The sequence below is a fragment of the Nonomuraea sp. NPDC051298 genome (genome assembly GCF_055586305.1).
In genome coordinates, this window is record NZ_JBVJIM010000006.1 from 66252 (window position 1) to 86062 (window position 19811).

Annotated in this window: 21 protein-coding genes; 12 read left to right on the forward strand and 9 right to left on the reverse strand. The window is 70.4% G+C overall.

The window, feature by feature from the left end:
- Positions 1 to 79: 79 nt before the first annotated feature.
- Both rpsT and ACZ6S0_RS19840 read right to left on the reverse strand, forming a co-directional pair.
- Complete coding sequence (gene rpsT / locus ACZ6S0_RS19835) at positions 80 to 349, reverse strand: 30S ribosomal protein S20 (protein WP_465919454.1); 270 nt, start codon at positions 347 to 349, stop codon at positions 80 to 82.
- Between the two features lie 107 nt (positions 350 to 456).
- Entirely contained in the window at positions 457 to 1443 is a 987-nt protein-coding gene (locus ACZ6S0_RS19840; protein ID WP_465919457.1) for a glycoside hydrolase family 18 protein, read from the reverse strand.
- A gap of 14 nt (positions 1444 to 1457) precedes the next feature.
- On the opposite strand from ACZ6S0_RS19840, the gene lepA reads away from it, so the two are divergent.
- Complete coding sequence (lepA, locus tag ACZ6S0_RS19845) at positions 1458 to 3332, forward strand: translation elongation factor 4 (RefSeq protein WP_465919459.1); 1875 nt, start codon at positions 1458 to 1460, stop codon at positions 3330 to 3332.
- 120 nt (positions 3333 to 3452) lie between these two features.
- Positions 3453 to 3944, forward strand: coding sequence for a GNAT family N-acetyltransferase (locus ACZ6S0_RS19850; protein ID WP_465919461.1), 492 nt, complete (start codon positions 3453 to 3455; stop codon positions 3942 to 3944).
- 8 nt (positions 3945 to 3952) lie between these two features.
- On the opposite strand, the gene ACZ6S0_RS19855 is transcribed toward ACZ6S0_RS19850, so the two are convergent.
- Entirely contained in the window at positions 3953 to 4543 is a 591-nt protein-coding gene (locus tag ACZ6S0_RS19855; RefSeq protein ID WP_465919464.1) for a dihydrofolate reductase family protein, read from the reverse strand.
- Positions 4544 to 4933: 390 nt separating this feature from the next.
- Here ACZ6S0_RS19855 and ACZ6S0_RS19860 point away from each other — a divergent pair, with 390 nt between their 5' ends.
- Together ACZ6S0_RS19860 and ACZ6S0_RS19865 are read left to right on the forward strand one after the other, a co-directional pair.
- Complete coding sequence (locus ACZ6S0_RS19860; RefSeq protein WP_465919466.1) at positions 4934 to 5176, forward strand: hypothetical protein; 243 nt, start codon at positions 4934 to 4936, stop codon at positions 5174 to 5176.
- 114 nt (positions 5177 to 5290) lie between these two features.
- Positions 5291 to 5914 carry an MOSC domain-containing protein gene (locus ACZ6S0_RS19865; RefSeq protein WP_465919469.1) on the forward strand — a complete coding sequence of 208 codons (624 nt, stop codon included), beginning with the start codon at positions 5291 to 5293 and terminating at the stop codon, positions 5912 to 5914.
- A gap of 318 nt (positions 5915 to 6232) precedes the next feature.
- On the opposite strand, the gene ACZ6S0_RS19870 is transcribed toward ACZ6S0_RS19865, so the two are convergent.
- Positions 6233 to 7480, reverse strand: coding sequence for a glycoside hydrolase family 18 protein (locus ACZ6S0_RS19870; protein WP_465919472.1), 1248 nt, complete (start codon positions 7478 to 7480; stop codon positions 6233 to 6235).
- A 166-nt stretch (positions 7481 to 7646) separates the two neighbouring features.
- Here ACZ6S0_RS19870 and hemW point away from each other — a divergent pair, with 166 nt between their 5' ends.
- The gene (hemW, locus tag ACZ6S0_RS19875) at positions 7647 to 8867 is read left to right on the forward strand and encodes a radical SAM family heme chaperone HemW (protein WP_465919474.1); all 1221 of its coding nucleotides are present in this window, start codon (positions 7647 to 7649) and stop codon (positions 8865 to 8867) included.
- Positions 8868 to 8878: 11 nt separating this feature from the next.
- Here hemW and ACZ6S0_RS19880 read toward each other — a convergent pair whose 3' ends face one another.
- Genes ACZ6S0_RS19880 through ACZ6S0_RS19890 form a run of 3 tightly spaced genes read right to left on the reverse strand, consistent with a single transcriptional unit; the run spans position 8879 to position 11225 of the window.
- On the reverse strand, positions 8879 to 9883 hold the full coding sequence (locus tag ACZ6S0_RS19880) for a DUF4870 domain-containing protein (protein ID WP_465919477.1): 1005 nt from the start codon (positions 9881 to 9883) through the stop codon (positions 8879 to 8881).
- The gene (locus tag ACZ6S0_RS19885) at positions 9880 to 10710 is read right to left on the reverse strand and encodes a DUF3097 domain-containing protein (RefSeq protein ID WP_465919479.1); all 831 of its coding nucleotides are present in this window, start codon (positions 10708 to 10710) and stop codon (positions 9880 to 9882) included. Before ACZ6S0_RS19885 ends, ACZ6S0_RS19880 begins: the two co-directional genes overlap by 4 nt.
- 17 nt (positions 10711 to 10727) lie before the next feature.
- Positions 10728 to 11225 carry a hypothetical protein gene (locus ACZ6S0_RS19890; RefSeq protein ID WP_465919483.1) on the reverse strand — a complete coding sequence of 166 codons (498 nt, stop codon included), beginning with the start codon at positions 11223 to 11225 and terminating at the stop codon, positions 10728 to 10730.
- 583 nt (positions 11226 to 11808) lie between these two features.
- On the opposite strand from ACZ6S0_RS19890, the gene hrcA reads away from it, so the two are divergent.
- The 3 genes from hrcA to ACZ6S0_RS19905 are packed head-to-tail and all read left to right on the forward strand — an operon-like array spanning position 11809 to position 14695.
- The gene (gene hrcA, locus ACZ6S0_RS19895; protein ID WP_344891891.1) at positions 11809 to 12822 is read left to right on the forward strand and encodes a heat-inducible transcriptional repressor HrcA; all 1014 of its coding nucleotides are present in this window, start codon (positions 11809 to 11811) and stop codon (positions 12820 to 12822) included.
- 11 nt (positions 12823 to 12833) lie between these two features.
- Complete coding sequence (dnaJ, locus tag ACZ6S0_RS19900; protein WP_465919488.1) at positions 12834 to 13973, forward strand: molecular chaperone DnaJ; 1140 nt, start codon at positions 12834 to 12836, stop codon at positions 13971 to 13973.
- A complete protein-coding gene (locus tag ACZ6S0_RS19905; protein ID WP_465919491.1) occupies positions 13970 to 14695 on the forward strand; it encodes a 16S rRNA (uracil(1498)-N(3))-methyltransferase in 726 nt (241 codons plus the stop codon). The genes dnaJ and ACZ6S0_RS19905 overlap by 4 nt, the downstream gene beginning before the upstream one ends.
- A gap of 4 nt (positions 14696 to 14699) precedes the next feature.
- Here ACZ6S0_RS19905 and ACZ6S0_RS19910 read toward each other — a convergent pair whose 3' ends face one another.
- Positions 14700 to 15368, reverse strand: a complete 669-nt coding sequence (locus ACZ6S0_RS19910; RefSeq protein ID WP_465919493.1) for a hypothetical protein — start codon at positions 15366 to 15368, stop codon at positions 14700 to 14702.
- On the reverse strand, positions 15365 to 15877 hold the full coding sequence (locus ACZ6S0_RS19915) for a SigE family RNA polymerase sigma factor (protein ID WP_049573205.1): 513 nt from the start codon (positions 15875 to 15877) through the stop codon (positions 15365 to 15367). The genes ACZ6S0_RS19910 and ACZ6S0_RS19915 overlap by 4 nt, the downstream gene beginning before the upstream one ends.
- A gap of 277 nt (positions 15878 to 16154) precedes the next feature.
- Here ACZ6S0_RS19915 and ACZ6S0_RS19920 point away from each other — a divergent pair, with 277 nt between their 5' ends.
- The 4 genes from ACZ6S0_RS19920 (at position 16155) to ACZ6S0_RS19935 (ending at position 19480) form a co-directional block, all read left to right on the forward strand.
- A complete protein-coding gene (locus ACZ6S0_RS19920) occupies positions 16155 to 16499 on the forward strand; it encodes a histidine triad nucleotide-binding protein (protein WP_465919496.1) in 345 nt (114 codons plus the stop codon).
- 175 nt (positions 16500 to 16674) lie between these two features.
- Positions 16675 to 17715, forward strand: a complete 1041-nt coding sequence (locus ACZ6S0_RS19925) for a PhoH family protein (protein ID WP_344891906.1) — start codon at positions 16675 to 16677, stop codon at positions 17713 to 17715.
- Positions 17712 to 18188, forward strand: coding sequence for an rRNA maturation RNase YbeY (ybeY, locus tag ACZ6S0_RS19930; protein WP_344891909.1), 477 nt, complete (start codon positions 17712 to 17714; stop codon positions 18186 to 18188). Before ACZ6S0_RS19925 ends, ybeY begins: the two co-directional genes overlap by 4 nt.
- Positions 18185 to 19480: a hemolysin family protein gene (locus tag ACZ6S0_RS19935; protein ID WP_465919500.1), complete on the forward strand. Its 1296-nt coding sequence runs from the start codon at positions 18185 to 18187 to the stop codon at positions 19478 to 19480. The genes ybeY and ACZ6S0_RS19935 overlap by 4 nt, the downstream gene beginning before the upstream one ends.
- The last annotated feature ends 331 nt before the right edge of the window (positions 19481 to 19811 follow it).

Below are 19811 nucleotides of genomic sequence, written 5' to 3' on the forward strand. Positions count from 1 at the left end.
CGCACCCTCGTGGGGTGCGGCGTCGCAAAAGCCGACTGTGCCCGGGGGGCGCCTGCTCAGGGGCGCCCGCTCGCGGTGCCTACTTGGCGGCCAGGGCCGCGGCCTGCTTGGCGATCGAGGACTTGCGGTTGGCGGCCTGGTTCTTGTGGATGACGCCCTTGCTGACGGCCTTGTCGAGCTGGCGGGCGGCGGCCCGCTGCAGGGCCACGGCCTGCGCGACGTCGCCCTGCTCGGCGGCCTCACGGAACTTGCGGACAGCCGTCTTCAGCGAGGACTTGACTGCCTTGTTGCGCAGACGAGCCTTCTCGTTCTGCTTGTTGCGCTTGATCTGGGACTTGATGTTCGCCACGAAGAAGCCTCGGTGAAGTCTGAAGTGATGGACGGGGCGCGCGGCTCGAGAGAGGGCGCGCCACACGCAGTTGCCCAGGGTATCAATAACCGAGGCGGCTGCTCAAATCAACGCCATCGTGTCATGTACTCCTGCCAATCCTCCTCGGTGGCGGCGAAGTCCACATAGAGGGCCAGGCCGAAGCGTTCGCGGCGGCCGTGCTCCGACAGCGCCAGGCGAACGCCCTCGGCGGCCGTCGCGACGCTCTCGGCCTGGTCGGACCACGGCACGCCGTGGTCGTGGTAGGCGGGGGCGCCCATGTAGAGGGACTTGGCCTCGGGGACCAGGTCGAGCGCCAGGGCGGCCTGGCGGGCCACGTGTCCGCCGTACACGGACTGCAGGGGGTGGAAGGAGTCGTAGGTCATGATGGCCACCTGGTCGACGCGGTCCACGACCTGCCGGAAGTAGCCCTCCGACCAGAACTTGTCGTGGCCCAGCACGGCCCTGGCGGACAGGCGCATGCCGGCGTACGGCTCGATCTGCGGGGTGGAGGTGGACAGGAGCCGCGTGTGCTGCCTGGTCCGGTCGAGGAGGTCGAGGAACTCGGCGTCACCGTCGCCGATCGGCTCGAAGTTGTAGTGGATGCCGTCGTAGCCCTGCTTCATGATGGCGGCGACGCCGGCCAGGACGTTCTCGCGGGACTTCGGGTCGTCGAGGTCCAGGCCGTTCTTGACGGCCTGGCCGAGCCAGGCGGAGACGCGGACGCCGGGGAGGTGCTTGCGCATCCATTGGATGAAATTTCCGGCGTTGGGGTATTTGGCGGGGTCCAGGCGGCCGTCCCACTCGAAGGGGCCGGAGTGGACGTACACGTCCTTCACGCCCGTGGCGCGCAGGCGGGTCGCCAGTCGTTCCACGTCCGCCTCGGTACGGCGGCCGTCCACCCACATGTGCCCCATCCACAGGGCGTCGTTGCCGGTGCTCTTCGCCCAGGCGGCCGGGGCACCGGTAAACTGAAGGCGGAGCGCGACGGCGACGAGGCCGGCCAGCGCGACCACGACGGCCAAGGCAAGCGCGAGCAGGCGCAGGCTGCGGCGGATGACGGTTCGGGCAATCACCCGGGCATGTCACCATGAAAGACTGCTTGACCTCAACCCTGTCGAAACGGACTTCGGTGCGCACTCAGCCTGGCCAGACCGACCCCGCGTTGATCCGCAACTTCTGCATCATCGCGCACATCGACCATGGCAAGTCGACCCTTGCCGACCGGATGCTCCAGATCACCGGCGTGGTCGACGACCGTTCCATGCGGGCCCAGTACCTCGACAGGATGGACATCGAGCGCGAACGGGGCATCACGATCAAGTCGCAGGCCGTGCGGCTGCCGTGGGACGGTCACGTGCTCAACATGATCGACACTCCCGGGCACGTCGACTTCACCTACGAGGTGTCGCGGTCGCTGCAGGCGTGCGAGGGCGCGATCCTGCTGGTCGACGCCGCCCAGGGCATCGAGGCGCAGACGCTGGCCAACCTCTACCTGGCCATGAACAACGACCTGCACATCATCCCCGTCCTCAACAAGATCGACCTGCCCGCGGCGCAGCCGGAGAAGTTCGCCGAGGAGCTGGCGGGGCTGATCGGCTGTGACCCGTCCGACGTGCTCAGGGTGTCGGGCAAGACCGGCGAGGGCGTACGCGAGCTGCTCGACCACGTGGTCGAGGTGGTGCCCGCGCCGGTCGGCGACGCCGACACGGCCGCCCGCGCGCTGATCTTCGACTCGGTCTACGACACCTACCGCGGCGTGGTGACCTACGTCCGGGTCATCGACGGTCACCTGGGCAAGCGCGAGCGCATCCTGATGATGTCCACCGGCGCCACCCACGAGACGCTGGAGATCGGCGTCATCTCGCCCGAGCCCAAGCCCGCCGAGCGCGGGCTCGGCGTCGGCGAGGTGGGCTACCTCATCACCGGCGTGAAAGACGTGCGGCAGTCGCGGGTGGGCGACACCGTCACCTCGGCGGCCAAGCCCGCGGGCGAGATGCTGGCGGGCTACGAGCACCCCAAGCCGATGGTGTTCTCCGGGCTCTACCCGATCGACGGCGACGAATACCCCGAGCTGCGCGAGGCGCTCGACAAGCTCCAGCTCAACGACGCCGCGCTGGTCTACGAGCCGGAGACCTCGGCGGCGCTCGGGTTCGGCTTCCGGGTCGGCTTCCTCGGGCTGCTGCACATGGAGATCGTGCGCGAGCGGCTGGAGCGGGAGTTCGGCCTGTCGCTGATCTCCACGGCGCCCAACGTGGTCTACCGCGTGGTCATGGAGGACGGCAAGGAGCTGACGGTCACCAACCCGTCCGAGTTCCCCACGGGCGGCAAGATCGCGCAGGTCTTCGAGCCGGTCACCAAGTCCACGATCCTGGCGCCGTCCGAGTTCATCGGCGCGATCATGGAGATCTGCCAGGGGCGGCGCGGCCAGCTCCTCGGCATGGACTACCTGTCGGAAGATCGGGTCGAGATCCGCTACACGCTGCCGCTCGGCGAGATCATCTTCGACTTCTTCGACCAGCTCAAGTCGCGTACGCGCGGTTACGCCTCGCTCGACTACGAGTCGGCCGGCGAGCAGGAGGCCGACCTGGTGAAGGTCGACATCCTGCTGCAGGGCGAGCCGGTCGACGCCTTCAGCGCCATCGTGCACAAGGACAAGGCCTACGGCTACGGCGTCGACATGGCGAAGAAGCTGCGCGAGCTGATCCCCAGGCAGCAGTTCGAGGTGCCGATCCAGGCCGCCATCGGGGCCCGGGTCATCGCCCGCGAGAACATCCGCGCCATCCGCAAGGACGTGCTGGCCAAGTGCTACGGCGGTGACATCTCCCGTAAGCGGAAGCTGCTGGAGAAGCAGAAGGAAGGCAAGAAGCGGATGAAGATGGTCGGCCGGGTCGAGGTGCCCCAGGAGGCCTTCGTCGCCGCGCTGTCCACCGACTCCAGCGCCGTCGACAAGGCCAAGAAGTAGCCGCCGCCGCTTTCCTGGTTCGTGGGGGATTCGTGCCCCCGGCCTTGCGTCGCGCGTCCCCTTCGCGGGGGCGTGCGCTGTGGCGTGTCGCCGGTCTATTTCGGCGAATACCCTGAAAGTATGGAAGTGGTGCAGACGGCACGAATGGTCCTATCTCGGGTCACTCTCCACGATCTGGACGCCGTCCATGAGATCCATTCCGACCCCCGTACGAGCGTGTACCACCCCGGCGGCCCCGTCGCCGACGTGGAGTCGTGCCGCGCGATGCTCGACCTGTGGCTGGACGACTGGGAGGAACGCGGCATCGGCTACTGGGCGGCCCGGCTGCCGGGGCGGCCGGAGGTGATCGGCTTCGGCGGGCTGCGCCGCGCCGTCGTCGACGGGAACGAGGTGCTCAACCTCTACTACCGCTTCCGCCCGTCGGCATGGGGACACGGCTACGCCCTCGAACTCGCCCGCGCCGCCCTCCGCGTCGGCGGCCGACTCGGCACCGTCGTGGCGGTCATCCGGGACGTCAACCTGCCCTCGCGCAGGGTCGCCGAGCGGGCGGGGATGCGCAAGGACCGTACGATCCCGTACGGAGGGGAGCCGAGCGACGTGTACGTCGCCTGACGCGGCCGCTATCGCCGGACGTCGTAGCGCAGATGCGTGACCCGGTCGCCCTGGACGACCTCCGGGTCGCCGAGGAGCACGGGCGCGCCGTCGTAGCCGCCGAAGAACCGGATCCCCTTGCCGAACACCACCGGGGCCAGATCCACCCGCAGCTCGTCCACCAGCCCGGCGGCCAGGGCCTGGCCCAGCAGGTCACCGCCGGTCAGCGACACGTCCTTGTCGCCGGCGGCGGTCTTGGCCCGGGTGATCGCACTCGCCACACCGTCCGTGACGAACGTGAACGGCGCGTCGGGGAACGGCCAGTCCGCCGGCGCTTCATGGGTCACCACGAAGACGGCCTCGCCGGCCGCGGGACGGCCGTTCCAGCCGTTGGTGAGGTCGAACAGGCGACGGCCGATCACCGCCGCGCCGATCCGCGACCAGGTCCTCTCCATGTACGCGGCGCTCGCGGCCGAGACGTGGAAGACGCGCTCGGGGTCGCCGCCGTTGAACGGGACGTCCCCGTTGCCGTACCAGTCGAAGAGCGGGCCCACCCGGTCCGACTCGTCGGCGATGAAGCCGTCCAGGGAGACCGTCGCGTTCGCGATCACCTTGCTCATGGTGTGCTTCCCTTCTCAAGAGCCGATCCGCCCGAGACGTCGGAGCCGAGGCCAGGATCGGACACCGGCTGCCTCTTCGGTCGCGGGTTCGTCCCGGCAGGGTGGGGCGATCTTCTCGCGCGACACAGCCTCGGCCATCGAGCGGGGCCGGGCAAGGGCATCGACCGGGCATTCGGCGGGTATCGGGCCATCTGCCCCGAGCCCGAGACGCGTTCAGGACCGGTCCGTCGGCGTCGCCGTCGTCGCGTGGTGGATGCCGGAATCCCCGACGGCGCAAGGGATTCTGTCGGTGGCACCGGCTACCTTGGGGTCACCCGAACACTTGTGCGACTGGAGGGTGACGTGACTGCTTCTGAGCGATTCGAGCGTGCCGCCGTTCTGGGGGTCGCTGTGGCTGAGGAGACGCGGCGGCTGCTGAGGCGGCACCTGGGCGAGGGAGGGGAGGGCGACGACGGCACCGTCCTCGTCGACGTGCCCTATCCCGACGCGGCCGTGGTGACGGCGGTGCTCGACGTGGCGGCCGAGTGCTTCGGCGAGCGGGGCGGGTCGGTGGAGGAGACCAGGCAGGCGGCGCTGGAGGCGTTGTTACAGCTCGCGGGCTTCGACGAGGAGTCGCAGCTCAACCGGGGCTGACCAGGCCGGGGCGGCAGGCGTGCGCGCCGGCCGGGGCCCGGCCCACGGGTGGGCCCGCACCGGGCGGGCGGAATTGGAGGTGCAGGTCGCGGGGGGCTCGGCTACGTTCCAGATATGCGCATTCTCTCCGTGAACGTGGGCAGGTCGGTCGATGCCGAATGGGCGGGAAAGCAGGGGCGTACGGCCATCGACAAGCGGGCGGTCGAGCACCGGATCGAGGTGCGGCCCAACGGGCTGGCCGGAGACGAGCGGGCCGACACGGCCAACCACGGCTCGCCCGATCACGCCGTCTACTCCTACGCCAGGGAAGACTACGACTGGTGGGAGCGTGAGCTGGGAAGGGAGCTGCGGGCCGGGCGGTTCGGGGAAAACCTCACGACCTCCGGGGTCGACGTCAACGGGGCCCTGATCGGCGAGCGGTGGCGGGTGGGCAGCGTCCTGCTGGAGGTCACCGGGCCGCGGACGCCCTGCGTGGTGTTCCGCAACTGGATGAACGAGTCGGGCTGGCTCAAGCGGTTCACGGCGGCGGCGCGGCCGGGGGCCTACCTGAAGGTCGTCGAGCTGGGCGCGCTGGGGGCGGGCGACGAGGTGGAGGTCGTCTCCCGGCCCGAGACCGGGGTGAGCGTGACCGACTGGTTCCGCGCCCGGCACGGCGACGAAGCCGCCCTGCGCCGCATCCTGGCCGTCCCGGGGCACGACCCCAAGTGGGACGAGATGGCCGAACGCACCCTCGGCTGAGCGGCCCGCTTCTCGGGGCGGCTGTCAGCGCGCGGTCGTCGGCTCACGGTCGTCGGCTCACGGTCGTTGGCTCACGGTTGTGGTCTGCGGTCGTGGGGTGCGGTCGTGGCCTGCGGTTGGCAGTCCGTGGGTCGTCGGCGCGTGGCCGTCAGCCCGTCGCTCGTGGCGGGTGGCTGACGGCCCATGGCCGCGCGGCGCGAGAGCTGACGTTCCCGGGTCACGGTGGTGGGGCCGGTGGTTCGCCTGTCGTCCGGCGGGCGCTGGTGCGGGGTCGCCGGCCCCTGTGCTCGGCCGCGGGAGTTCCGTCGGCGCGGGGTGTCAGCGAAGGACCGAATACAGCGCCGAGGTGAGTGAGGCGCGCGAGTCGTCCTGGTCGATCGACCACATCATGGCGCCGCCGAGCCCCTTGAGCCGGATGTAGGCGGCCTTCTGCACCATCACCGCCGGGTCGTCGTACGACCAGAACTCGTTCCCGTCGTAGAGCCACATGGCCCCGGTGCGCAGGTCGCGGTAGCGCTTGCCGGGCTTGGCCACCAGGTCCTTGTAGTCCTCGGCGCCCGCCGCCCACTTGCCGGGGGCCGGTCCGGTGGCGGGCTTGTAGAGGCCGTCCCCGCCGCCGGTGACGCCGGTCCAGCCCTGGCCGTACGCGGGCACGCCGATCACGAGCTTGCGGGCGGGCGCCCCGCGCGAGAGGAAGTCGCGGACGGTCTGGTCCACGCTGTACTTCACGGGGTTCGGGTCCCTGCGGTCGTTGAACAGGTTGCCGTTGTGCCCGGTCTGCGGCTCCCAGGTGCCGTGCAGGTCGTAGCCCTGGAGGGTGGCGAAGTCGAGCTGCTCGAAGACCTCGCGTACCTCGAAGCCGGCGTCGATCTTGGCCGCTGCGGCGGGCAGGAAGGCCGAGAGCTGCGCCCGCGACGAGTACGCCCTGAGCTGCGCGCGCAACTCCCGCACGAACAGCGTGAAGTTCTGCTTGTCCTCGGGCCTGATCACGTTGCCCTCGGCCCCGGACGACCCCGGCCACTCCCAGTCGAGGTCGATCCCGTCGAACACACCGGCTCCCGCACCCGGCTCCAGCCCCGGCAGGTTGCCGCGCAGCCACAGGTCGATGCAGGAGGTCGCGAGTGCGGCGCGCGACTCGGGGGTGAGAACGGCGTCGGAGAAGTACTTCGAGCCGGTCCAGCCGCCCAGCGAGATCATCACCTTGAGCCCGGGGTGCTTGGCCTTGAGCTTGCGTAGCTGGTTGAGGTTGCCGTTGAGCGCCTGGCCCGGCGCGTCCGCGACACCGTCCACGCTCTGCTCCGCCGGCACCGGACGCTGCCAGTCCGCCCACGGGTCGGAGGAGTAGCAGCCGCTTTCCGCGTTGACGAAGCCGAACGCGTAGTTCACATGCGTGAGCTTGGCCGCGGCACCGGTGGTGTCCAGGTCCTTGACGTGGTAATTGCGCCCGTAGACACCCCATTGGATGAAGTACGCGACCCGCTTGAAGTCGGTACGGGCCTCGGCGGGCACGGAGACCACCGTGAGGCCGAGTAAGAGCGACAGTGCGAACAGGATCTTCTTCTTCACGGAGCGGCTCCCGGGAACTGGGCCCTTATATAGGAAACTTTCCTATAAGATTGACGTGATCGTAGAGCCGCTCCCCGCCACCGTCAACGATCCGCGCGATCTCGGCCACAAGCCCCTTCGGCGCCCGGCGGACCGGACACCTCCGTGGGCCGGGCAGACTGGAAGCGTGCCATCCACCCTGCCCGACGGCGATCCCGTGCCCACCTCGGGCGAGCTGCCCGACAGCGCCCTGAGCGGTCTCGGCGAGCGCCCGTTCGGCTTCTACGTGCACGTGCCCTTCTGCGTGACGCGCTGCGGCTACTGCGACTTCAACACCTACACCGCCGCCGAGCTGGGGCCGGGCGCCTCGCACCGCGACTACGCCGACACGGTGGTCGAGGAGGTGCGCCTCGCGCGCCGCGTCCTGGGCACGGCCGACCTGCCGGTGGAGACGGTGTTCTTCGGCGGCGGCACGCCCACCCTGCTGCCTCCTGAAGACCTGGCCAGGATCCTGGCCGCGATCGACTCCGAGTTCGGGCTGACGCCGGGGGCCGAGGTCACCACGGAGGCCAACCCCGAGTCGGTCGACCCGTCCTCGCTGGAGAAACTGCGCCACGGCGGCTTCAACCGGATCAGCTTCGGCATGCAGAGCGTCCGCGAGCACGTGCTCCAGGTGCTCGACCGGCGGCACACCCCCGGGCGGGCCGCGCAGGCCGTCCGCGAGGCGCGGGAGGCCGGGTTCGAGCACGTCAACCTCGACCTGATCTACAGCACACCGGGCGAGTCCGACGACGACTGGCGGGCCTCGCTGTCGGCGGCCATCGAGGCCGGGCCCGACCACGTGTCGGCGTACTCGCTGATCGTGGAGGCGGGCACCAGGCTGGCGGCCCGCATCCGGCGGGGGGAGCTGCCGATGCCCGACGACGACGTGGCCGCCGACCGCTACCTGATCGCCGACGAACTGCTCGCCGAGGCCGGGTACGCCTGGTACGAGGTGTCCAACTGGGCACTCTCCGACCAGGCGCGCTGCCGCCACAACCTGCTCTACTGGACCGGCGGCGACTGGTGGGCCGCCGGGCCTGGGGCCCACAGCCACGTCGGCGGCACCCGCTGGTGGAACGTCAAACACCCGGCCGCCTACGCCCAGCGCCTGGCCGCCGGAGACTCGCCCGCGCACGCCCGCGAGGTGCTCGGCCAGGACGACCGCGACGCCGAGCGGCTGATGCTGGAGCTGCGGCTGGTCTCGGGCTACCCGCTGGCCGAGGTGGCGCCCGCCGCCCGCGCGACGGTCGCGAGCGCCCTGGCGCGCGGGCTGCTGGAGCCCGAGCCGTTCAAGGCCGGTCTCATGGTGCTGACCCTTCAGGGGCGGCTGCTGGCCGACGCCCTCATCCGGGACCTGCTGGTCTGACCGGCACCGCCTCAGGTGATCATGCGGATGGACAGCGGGTAGCGGTAGCGCTCGCCCTTGTTCGTGGCGATCGCGGCCATGACGTGGAAGACCAGCGACATGATCCAGACGGCGGGAAACAGCAGAAAGCCGATGAAGGCGAACATCAGGATCCAGGAGACCACGTAGCCGATGAACATGGTGATCTGGAAGTTGAGCGCCTCCGCCGCCTGGTCTCTGACGTAGGGGGACTCGTCCTTCTTCATCAGATAGATGACCAGCGGGCCGATCCAGGAGACCAGCAGGCCCAGGAGGTGCGACAGCATCGCCATGGTGGTGTCGTCGGTGCCGGGGCGGGGGCCGAACCTGCCGGGGACGTACGGCTCCTGGGGGCGGCCGTAGCCCTGGGGCGACTGGTGCTGGGCGGGGCCGTATCCGGGAGGTGGGGGCGGGTAGGCGCCGGGGTGGCCGTACCCGGACGGCGGCTGCTGGCCGTACCCGGAGGGCGGCTGCTGGCCGTAGCCGGGGGCCGACTCGGGCTGCTGCCCGTAGGGAACCTGCTGGCCGTACGGGGCCTGCTGAGCGTACGGGGCCTGCTGGCCGTAGGGAGTCTGCTGGTCGTAGGGGGTCTGGCCGTGGGGGCCGGACTGGTCGTAGGGGGTCTGGCCGTGCGGGGCTGATTGGCCGTAGCCCGGCTGGCCGTAGCCCGGCTGGCCGTAGCCCGGCTGGCCGTAGGCGGGCTGGCCGTACGCGCCGGGCTGCTCGTAAGAAGGCTGGGCGTACCCGCCTGGCTGGGCGTATCCGCCTGGCTGGCCGTACGGGCCGGGCTCAGGGTGGCCGGGCTGCTGTGGGCCGGAGGGCGAGTGCGGCGGGAGGTCCGATCGGGAGACCTTGCGGGTGGCGTCGTCCCCGTAGCCCGGCTGCTGAGGGCCGGAGGACGGGGCGGGCGGGAGGTCCGACGGGGAGACCCTGCGCGTGGCGGCGTCGTCGGGTGGCGGCTGGGGCGGGTCCTGGCTCTGGGACGGGTCCTGGCTCATGGTGCCTCCGTAACGAAGTCGATCAGTTCCTCGACCCGGCCGAGCAACTCCGGCTCCAGGTCCGTGTACGTCGAGACGGCGCCGAGGATCCGCCGCCACGCCTGCGCGGGCTCCATGCGCCAGCCCAGGGCGGCGATCACGCCCTCCTTCCACGGCACCCCGCGTGGTACGTCGGGCCACGCGGGGATGCGCAGCACCGACGGCTTGACCGCCTGCCAGATGTCGACGAACGGGTGCCCCACCACCAGCACGTCCGGCGAGGTGATCTCGGCGGCGATCCGGCTCTCCTTGGAACCGGGCACCAGGTGGTCGACCAGCACGCCCAGCCGCCGCCCCGGCTCGGGGCCGAACTCCGCGACGATGGCCGGCAGGTCGTCGACCCCTTCGAGGTATTCGACGACCACCCCCTCGACCCGCAGGTCGTGCCCCCAGATCCGCTCCACGAGGGCGGCGTCGTGCACGCCCTCCACGTAGATCCGGCTCTGCCTGGCCACCCTGGCCCGCAGCCCCTCCACGGCGATCGAGCCCGACGCGCTGCGCCTGGGCCCAGAGGGGGCCCCACTGGTGGACCCACTGGTGGGCGCAGTGGGGCGTACCAGGGTCACGGGCCTGCCCTCCAGCAGGAACGCGGCGGGCGCGAGCGGGAACAGCCGACGTCTGCCGAACCGGTCCTCCAGCGTGACGGCCTCCTTGTCACAGGCCACCACGGCGCCGCAGAAGCCGCTGTCGGCGTCCTCCACGACGAGGTCCGGCTCGGCGGGCACCTTCGGGATCTTCCCCTTGCCCGGCCGCCGCCAATTTCCCGCCAGCACATCGCCCTCGTACACACGGGGACCGTAGCAAATCACCCACCGACCGCAAGGCGCTTACGCGCGCCGCCGCGGCGGACCAGGACGACGATCGTGCCGGCGACCGCGGCGAGCAGCCCCGCGACCGGGATCGCGATCAGGGCGATCAGCCCGCCGGCGACGCCGCCGACGGCCGACAGGGCGTCGGGGCCCACGCCGTAGCGCACGGTGGCCTGTTTCTGGTTGACGCAGGTGAGCTGGTAGTCGCCCTTGGCCGGTGCGTTGATCACCAGGAACTGCTCCCACACCGCGCCCCCGGTCGTGACCGTCCGGGTGCCGGTGGTCTTGGCGAGCCTGGCCTGTCCCGGGCCGCCGGTGATGGCGCAGTCGTAGCTGACCTGGGCGTCGCTGGCGATGTACACGCCGGGCTTCTCGGCCGGGTCGACGGGCACGGTGACGCTTTCGCCGGACACGAACGTACGGGTCGGGCCCGCGTCGGCCACGCCGCCGACGCCGCCGACGAAGAGCGCCACCCCGGCCGCGAGGCACACCACGAACACGCCCCAGGCGCCGGCCAGCCACCACAGGCTGGGCTTTATGGCTTTGGAAGATATTGGCGGTGGAAATTGGGCTTGTTGGCCGTATTGTCCGTACTGAGGTGGCGGGCCGAACGGGGCCGGCTCACCGAACGGAGGTGGCGGCTGCCCGAATTGTGGTGATTGGGGCTGTTGTCCGAAAGGTGGCGTTTGTCCAAAGGGTAACGGCTGGCCGTACCCGGGCGGCGGACCCGGCTGCTGCCCTGGCTGTGGGCCCGTCTGGGGGCCCGGCTGTGGGTCTGTCTGGGGGCCCGTCTGGGGGCCTGATGGCGGGCCGGGATGGGAGCCGGGTTGCGGGCCGTACTGAGGAGGTCGTGGTTGACCGTGGTAAGGACCCTGCCCTGGCGGCGGGCCGTACGACGGGGGCTGGGATTCGTCGGTCATGTGGGCAAGTGTGGGGCCTGTCCCTCGCAAGAAGCCAGACCAGGAGGGGACGCGGTGTTATCGCACCTTGTGGGCGAGAGCCGTACACTTGGCACTCAGGAACACAGAGTGCTAGACACCTCGTTCCTGATAAAGACAAGAGGCAGGAGGTGAGCACGTGCTCGACGATCGAAAGCTGGCGGTGCTCCGCGCCATTGTCGAAGACTACGTGTCCACCAACGAACCGGTGGGCTCCAAGGCGCTGGCCGAGCGCCACAATCTGAAGGTCTCCCCGGCGACGGTCAGGAACGACATGGCCGCGCTGGAGGACGAGGGATACATCACCCAGCCCCACACCAGCGCGGGGCGGGTGCCGACAGACAAGGGCTATCGGCTGTTCGTCGACCGGCTCTCGCAGGTCAAGCCCCTGTCGGGGGCCGAGCGCCGGGCGATCGAGACGTTCCTCGCCGGTGCGGTCGACCTCGACGACGTGGTCACCCGCACGGTGCGCCTGCTGGCGCAGCTCACCCGGCAGGTGGCCGTCGTGCAATACCCGACACTCACCCGTTCGACCGTCAGGCACGTCGAGCTGGTCCCGTTGAGCGACCGGCGGGTCATGCTCGTGCTGATCACCAACACCGGCCGCGTCGAGCAGCGCGCCGTCGAGCTGCCCGAGGTGGTGGAGGACGCGCGGATCGCCCACCTGCGCGCCGTGCTCAACGCCTGTCTCGACGGCTGCGGCCTGAGCAGTGTGCCCGAGCTGGTCGCCGACCTGCCGGAGCGGCTGCCGGCCGAAGACCGGCCCGCCGTAGCCACGATCCTGTCGGTGCTGCTCGAAACGCTGGTCGAGCGGCACGACGAGAAGATCGTGTTCGCCGGGGCGGCCAACCTCGCCGGCGCCGACTTCACCATCGGCCTGCGCGACGTCCTGGAGGCGCTGGAGGAGCAGGTGGTGCTGATGCGGCTGCTCGGCGAGACTTCCTCAGACACCCCGTCCGCGCTCACCGTGCGCATCGGCTCGGAAAACCCCTACCTGCGCGGCACATCCGTCGTCGCGACGGGATACGGTTCTGGCGACAACCAACTCGCCCGGCTCGGCGTGCTGGGGCCGACGAGGATGGACTATCCCGTGACGATGGGCGCCGTACGCGCGGTGGCACGCTACGTCAGCCAGATCCTGGCTGCATCATAAGAGGTCGATAAGTGGCAAACAGCGACTACTACGCCACCCTCGGGGTGCGCCGTGACGCAAGTCAGGACGAGATCAAGAAGGCCTACCGCCGACTCGCCCGCGAGCTGCACCCCGACGTGAACCCCGATCCTGAGACCCAAGAGCGGTTCAAGGAGATCACGCAGGCTTACGAGGTGCTGTCCGACCCGAGCAAGCGCCAGATGTACGACCTGGGCGGCGACCCCTTCGGCGGGGCCGGTGCGGGCGCGGGCGCCGGCGGGTTCGGGGCGGGCTTCCCGTTCAGCGACATCATGGACGCCTTCTTCGGCACGGCGAGCGGCGCCCGCGGGCCCCGCTCGCGCGCCCGCAGGGGGCGCAACGCCACGATCCGGGTGGAGCTCGACCTGCGCGAGACGGCGTTCGGCACCACGCGCGAGCTGGTCGTCGACACGGCCGTGCTCTGCGAGGTGTGCCACGGGGCCGGAGCGGCGGCGGGCACCCATCCCGACACCTGCGACATGTGCAACGGGCGCGGTGAGATCTCCCAGGTCACCCGCTCGTTCCTGGGCCAGGTCATGACCTCGCGGCCGTGCCCGCAGTGCGGCGGGTTCGGCTCGATCATCCGCCACCCCTGCCAGGAGTGCTCCGGCGACGGCCGGGTGCGCACCCGCCGTACGATCAAGGTCCGCATCCCCGCGGGCGTCGAGGACGGCACCCACATCCAGCTCGCCGGCGAGGGCGAGGTCGGCCCCGGCGGCGGCCCGCCCGGAGACCTGTTCCTCGAGATCGTCGAGCGGGCCCACGAGATCTACGAACGCCGCGGCGACGACCTGCACTGCACCGTGCAGATCCCGATGACCGCCGCCGCCCTCGGCACCGTGCTGGCCGTGGAGACGCTCGACGGCGCCGAGGAGATCGACGTCCGGCCCGGCACGCAGTCCGGCCAGGTCATCACCATGTACGGGCGGGGCGTGCAGCGGCTCAACGAGTCGGGCCGGGGCGACCTGCTGATCCACGTCAACGTCGAGACGCCGAGCCGCCTCGACCCCGCGCAGGAGGAGCTGCTGCGCGAGCTGTCCAGGTTGCGGGGCGAGGAGCGGCCGCCGGGCAAGTTCGCCCCGGGGCAGCAGGGCTTCTTCTCCCGGCTGCGCGACGCCTTCAACGGCCGGTGACCGCACCGGTCTTCCTGTCCCACGACCTCGACGGCCCCGAGTTGACGCTCGGCGGCCCCGAGGGGCGGCACGCCGCCGCCGTACGCCGCCTGCGGGCCGGTGAGCGGGTCGACCTGACCGACGGGGCCGGAGCGGTCGCCGAGTGCGTCGTGCGCGAGACGCTGAAGGACGCGCTCCGCCTCGACGTGCTGCGCCGCTACGACGTCGAGGCGCCGAGGCCCCGGCTCGTGGTCGTCCAGGGCCTGCCCAAGGGCGACAGGGGCGAGCTGGCCGTCGAGATGATGACCGAGGCCGGGGTCGACGTGATCGTGCCGTGGTCGGCCGCGCGCAGCATCACCCAGTGGAAGGGCGACAAGGTCGCCAAGGCGCTGGGCCGGTGGCGTTCCACGGCCCGCGAGGCCGGCAAGCAGGCCCGCAGGTTCCATCTGCCCGAGGTGGCCGAGCCGGCCTCGACCGGGCAGGTGGAGCGGCTGCTGTCGGAGGCGGCGCTGGGGCTGGTGCTGCACGAGGAGGCGGCCGAGCCGCTGTCCGGGGTGGCGCTTCCCGCGGGCGGCGACATCGTGGTGGTGGTGGGTCCTGAGGGCGGGGTCTCGGAGGAGGAACTGGCCCGGTTCATGGCGGCCCAGGCGGCGCCGGTGCTGCTGGGGCCGACGGTCCTGCGGACGTCCACGGCGGGGGTGGCGGCGGCGGCCGTGCTCCTGAGCCGTACGGGACGCTGGTGAGCCGCTAGGGCGTCGTCTGGTCGGTGTCGAGCAACGGGGTGACCCCGCCGTCGGCGACCGGTGACTCGGTCACGTCGTCGGCCGGTGGGCACTCCTCCGGCGGGCACGACGACGGCTGCACGGTCGTCTCCACGGCCGTGGGCGTCGGAGAGGGCGAGAGCGAGGGGCAGTCGGACGGCGGCTCGGGCTGCGGCTCGGCGAGCGGCGTGGGGCACTCGGTCGTGGTGGGGGTCGGGGTCGGGGTGGGCGACGGTGACGGCCTGCTGGTCGAGTCGGCCTTGTGCGTGGGCTTCTGGGAGGCGGGCGCCGAGGTCTCGGGGATCACGACCTGATGCGACGGCGCCGGGGCGGGCTCCTCCGACGGCGGCGGCAGGGAGCGGGTGGTCGAGGAGTTGGTCGGGGCCTTGGAGGTCTCGTCGTCCACGGGCTGGACGGACATGCGGTCGATGATCTGGGAGCGCAGCTCGGGAACGGCCATCACGACCGCCCCCGCCACCAGGAGCGCGCTGGCGGCGGCCGCCCCCGCACGCCACCAGAACAGGTTGCGCACGCCACGCCGCTCGATGCGGGCACGGATGATCTCCAGTCCGTCCGGCGAGGGCACGACCGCGTCCGCCTCCGCGCGGAGCGCACGGCGCAGGCGTTCGCCGTGCTCGTCGGGGGGCTGGGTCATGACATTTTCTCCAGGACCGATCGCAGGGCGGCCATGCCACGTGCCGTGTGGCTCTTGACCGCGCCCTTGCTGATGCCCATGGCGTGGGCGATCTCAGCTTCGGACAGATCACCGTAGTAGCGAAGGACGAGTGCTTCTCTCTGGCGGGTGGGCAGGGCGCGTAACGCCTCGATGACGGCAGAGCGTTCCAACTCGCCGATCGCGCCGTTCTCGGCGCTCGGGGCGTCGGGCAGGCCCTTGGGAGCATACTTCTCGACGACCGCGCGGTGACGCAGCACGGACCTGGACCGGTTGACGACAGATTGACGCAGGTAGGCGAGTGCTTTGTCGGGATCACGCAGTCTACGCCAGGCGCCGTGGATGGCGACGAACGCATCCTGCACGACTTCCTCAGCGGTTGCCATGTCGCGCACCAGCAACACGGCGAGACGCACCAACGACCGGAAGTGCGCGCTGTACAGCGCGGTTACGGCCATGTCGGCATCCCACCCGACCGGCACCGCCCCCATCGACCTGTCGGCCAGAAGGGTTTCGGTGGTCACATCAGTGGGACGCGCGGCCTTCCCAGAGGGTTTACGCTCTTCCGGTTCTTGAGGTTGCCCCGGTTCGTTAGGGTGCATTACCCAGTCGTGTCCTCGCCAGGTGGCGCTCGCCCGACCCTGAATCGTCTTTTTAGCTGAAGTGTCGCACACTCACCCTAACCGTGTGGATCTTCCTCCGCACGACACAGGTGATTACCGATTCGCAACGGACTTCCCAGCGGCCGACTCTCGGTAGGGTGATCGGGTGAGCGATTGCCTCTTCTGTAAAATCGTCGCCAAGGAGATTCCCGCCGAGATCGTTTACGAAACCGGCCGGGCTCTGGCGTTCCGCGACACCAACCCGCAGGCGCCCACGCACGTGCTGGTCGTCCCGAAGTCGCACTACGCCGACGCGGCCGCGCTGGCGGCGGCCGACGACGGGCTCGCCGACGAGGTGCTCAAGACCGCTCACGAGGTGGCCGTGCTCGACGGCGTGGCCGAGGGCGGTTACCGGATCGTCCTCAACACCGGCTCCGGCGCCGGCCAGACGGTTTTCCACGTGCACGCCCACGTTCTCGGTGGGCGCAATCTGACGTGGCCGCCCGGATAGCCGCCGCGCGGCTCTCCTGACACCCGCCCTGACCCCTGCTCGGCGGCCTCCCCTGACAACCGTCCCGGTGACCGGGCACGGTGATATTGGCGCGAGCAATCGGCCTGCTCCCGGATACGATGGGCGGAGAAGAACTCAGCAAGAGACCGGGAGGCATCAGGCCGCTGGCCTGCCCATGTCCGAACTACATGAATCCCGACGTACAGCACCTCCCTCGCGTACTCAAGCGAAGGTGCTGATACCGGACGAATATCCGATGGTCAGCCTCCTGGGCTCCCGCGACGAGCTGCTGCGCGTCATCGAGGGCGCCTTCCGGGCCGACATCCACGTACGTGGCAACGAGATCACCGTCACCGGCAGCCCCGACGAGAGCGGCACCGTGGTCCGGCTCTTCGAAGAGCTGGTCGAGGTCCTGCGCAGCGGTGGCGAGCTGACCCCCGACGCGGTCGAGCGCAGCATCGCCATGCTCCGCATGACCTCCGACCGGCCCGCCGAGGTGCTGTCCCTCGACATCCTCTCCTCGCGGGGCCGGACGATCCGCCCCAAGACCGTCAACCAGAAGCGCTACGTCGACGCGATCGACCAGCACACGGTCGTGTTCGGCATCGGCCCGGCCGGCACCGGCAAGACCTACCTGGCGATGGCCAAGGCCGTACGCGCGCTGCAGGAAAAGCGGGTCAACCGCATCATCCTGACCCGCCCGGCGGTCGAGGCCGGCGAGCGGCTCGGCTTCCTGCCCGGCACGCTCTACGAGAAGATCGACCCCTACCTGCGACCGCTCTACGACGCGCTGCACGACATGGTCGACCCCGACTCGATCCCCAAGCTGATGGCCGCGGGCACGATCGAGGTCGCGCCGCTCGCGTACATGCGCGGGCGCACGCTCAACGACGCCTTCATCATCCTCGACGAGGCTCAGAACTCCTCGGCCGAGCAGATGAAGATGTTCCTGACCCGGCTCGGCTTCAACTCCAAGATCGTGGTGACCGGCGACGTGACGCAGGTCGACCTGCCCGCGGGCACGGTCAGCGGCCTGCGGGTGGTGCAGGAGATCCTCGACGGCATCCCCGACATCCACTTCGCCCGTCTGTCCAGCGCCGACGTGGTCCGCCACAAGCTGGTCAGCGAGATCGTCGACGCCTACGGGCGCTACGACGCCACGCAGGCGGCCCTGGAGCCGAAGTCGATCCAGCATCGGGGGAAGCGGCGACCGTGAGCATCGAGATCAACAACGAGTCCGGCGTGGGGGTCGACGAGGAGAACCTCGCCGCCCTGGCCGCTCACGTGCTCGGCGAGCTGGGCATCAACCCGCTCGCCGAGCTGTCCGTCGTGGTGGTCGACGAGGACGCCATGGCCGAACTGCACGAGAAGTGGATGGGGGAGCCGGGCCCGACCGACGTGCTCGCGTTCCCGATGGACGAGCTGCGTCCCGGCGGCGGCGCCCGCGGCGAGGGCGACGGCCCCGCCGATCCGGCGCTGCTCGGTGACGTCGTGCTCTGCCCGCAGGTCGCCGCCAGACAGGCGGAGGAGGCCGGGCACAGCACCGCCGACGAGCTCGACCTGCTGTGCACCCACGGCATCCTCCACCTGCTCGGCTACGACCACGCCGAGCCGGAGGAGCACAAGGAGATGTTCGGACTGCAGTCCCGGCTCCTCGAGTCGTGGCAGGGGGTGCGCAACCCGCGGTGAACGCCTGGTTGTTGCTGGCCATCGCCCTCGTGATCGTCGGTGGCCTGATCGCCAGCGCGGAAACGGCGCTGTCGCGCATCTCCAGGGTGCGTGCCGAGGAGTTCGTACGTGAGTCGCGGCGGGGTTCGGCGCGGCTGCAGGCGATCGTCACCGATCCGCCCCGCTACCTCAACCTGCTCCTGCTGCTGCGGCTGAGCTGCGAGCTGGTGGCCACCGTCATCGCGACGCTGCTGTTCATCGACCTCCTGCACGACCAGGGCTGGGCCTACGTCTGGGCCGCGGTCGTGATGATCCTGACCAGCTACGTGGTGGTCGGGGTCATGCCCCGTACGCTGGGCCGCCAGCACGCGGAGCCGGTCGCGCTGGCCGGCGCGCCCATCGTGTACGGCCTGACCCGCATCTTCGGCCCCCTGCCCAAGCTGCTCATCCTGCTCGGCAACGCGCTGACGCCCGGCAAGGGCTTCCGCGACGGCCCGTTCACCTCCGAGGCCGAGCTGCGCGACCTGGTCGACCTGGCCGAGGAGCGCAGGGTGATCGAGCCCGACGAGCGCGAGATGATCCACTCGGTCTTCGAACTGGGCGACACGCTGGTGCGCGAGGTCATGGTGCCGCGTACCGACATGGTCTACATCGAGCGCGGCAAGACGATCAGCCAGGCGCTGTCGCTCGCGCTGCGCAGCGGCTTCTCCCGCATCCCGGTCGTGGGCGAGAACGAGGACGACGTCGTCGGCATCGCCTACCTCAAGGACATCGCCCGCAAGATCCACGAGTCGGGCGAGGGCGAGGGCAAGGAGACGGTCGAGTCGATCATGCGCTCGGCCGCGTACGTGCCGGAGAGCAAGCCCATCGACCAGCTCATGCGGGAGATGCAGGCCAGGCAGATCCACATCGCCATCGTCATCGACGAGTACGGCGGCACCGCCGGGCTCGTCACCATCGAGGACGTCCTGGAGGAGATCGTCGGGGAGATCACCGACGAGTACGACCAGGAGGCGCCCCGGGTGGAGGCCATGTCCGACGGCGCGGTGCGGGTCACGGCCCGCATGCCGGTGGACGAGCTGGCCGAGCTGTTCGACGCCGAGATCGAGGTCGACGACGTCGAGACGGTGGGCGGGCTGCTGGCGCACGCGCTCGGCCGGGTGCCGATCGCGGGGTCGCAGGCGGAGGTGGCCGGTCTGTCGCTGACGGCGGAGAGCCTGGCGGGGCGCCGCAACCGGATCAGCACGGTGGTGGTCAGACGGGTCACCCCGCCGGAGGACGCGGCCGTCCCGGCCGCCGCCGAACACGACTAGCCAGGTCACCCCGGGTACCCACGGCGGGGCGGTGCCGGTGCCGACAAAGAGGGTAGATGCCGCAAGCGTTCTACAAGTCATCTGCAAGCCGCCTCCGGCACTCTCTAACCACGACATCCAGTGCGGTGGGTGTCATAGGGGGAGGCATCCGAGGGCCGGGTGGGGTTCGCGGCCCGAGGATGTTCCCCGGGGGGACGACGGCGTCTCGGCCTGGCAGGTCGTGACGCTGGTCGGCGTAAAGGGTGTTCTCGTCCGGAAATCCGGATGGGAGCACCCTTTTTGCGTATTGGTGGACACTCCTCTGGATTGCCGCATTCGTCGGTGGGGGAGG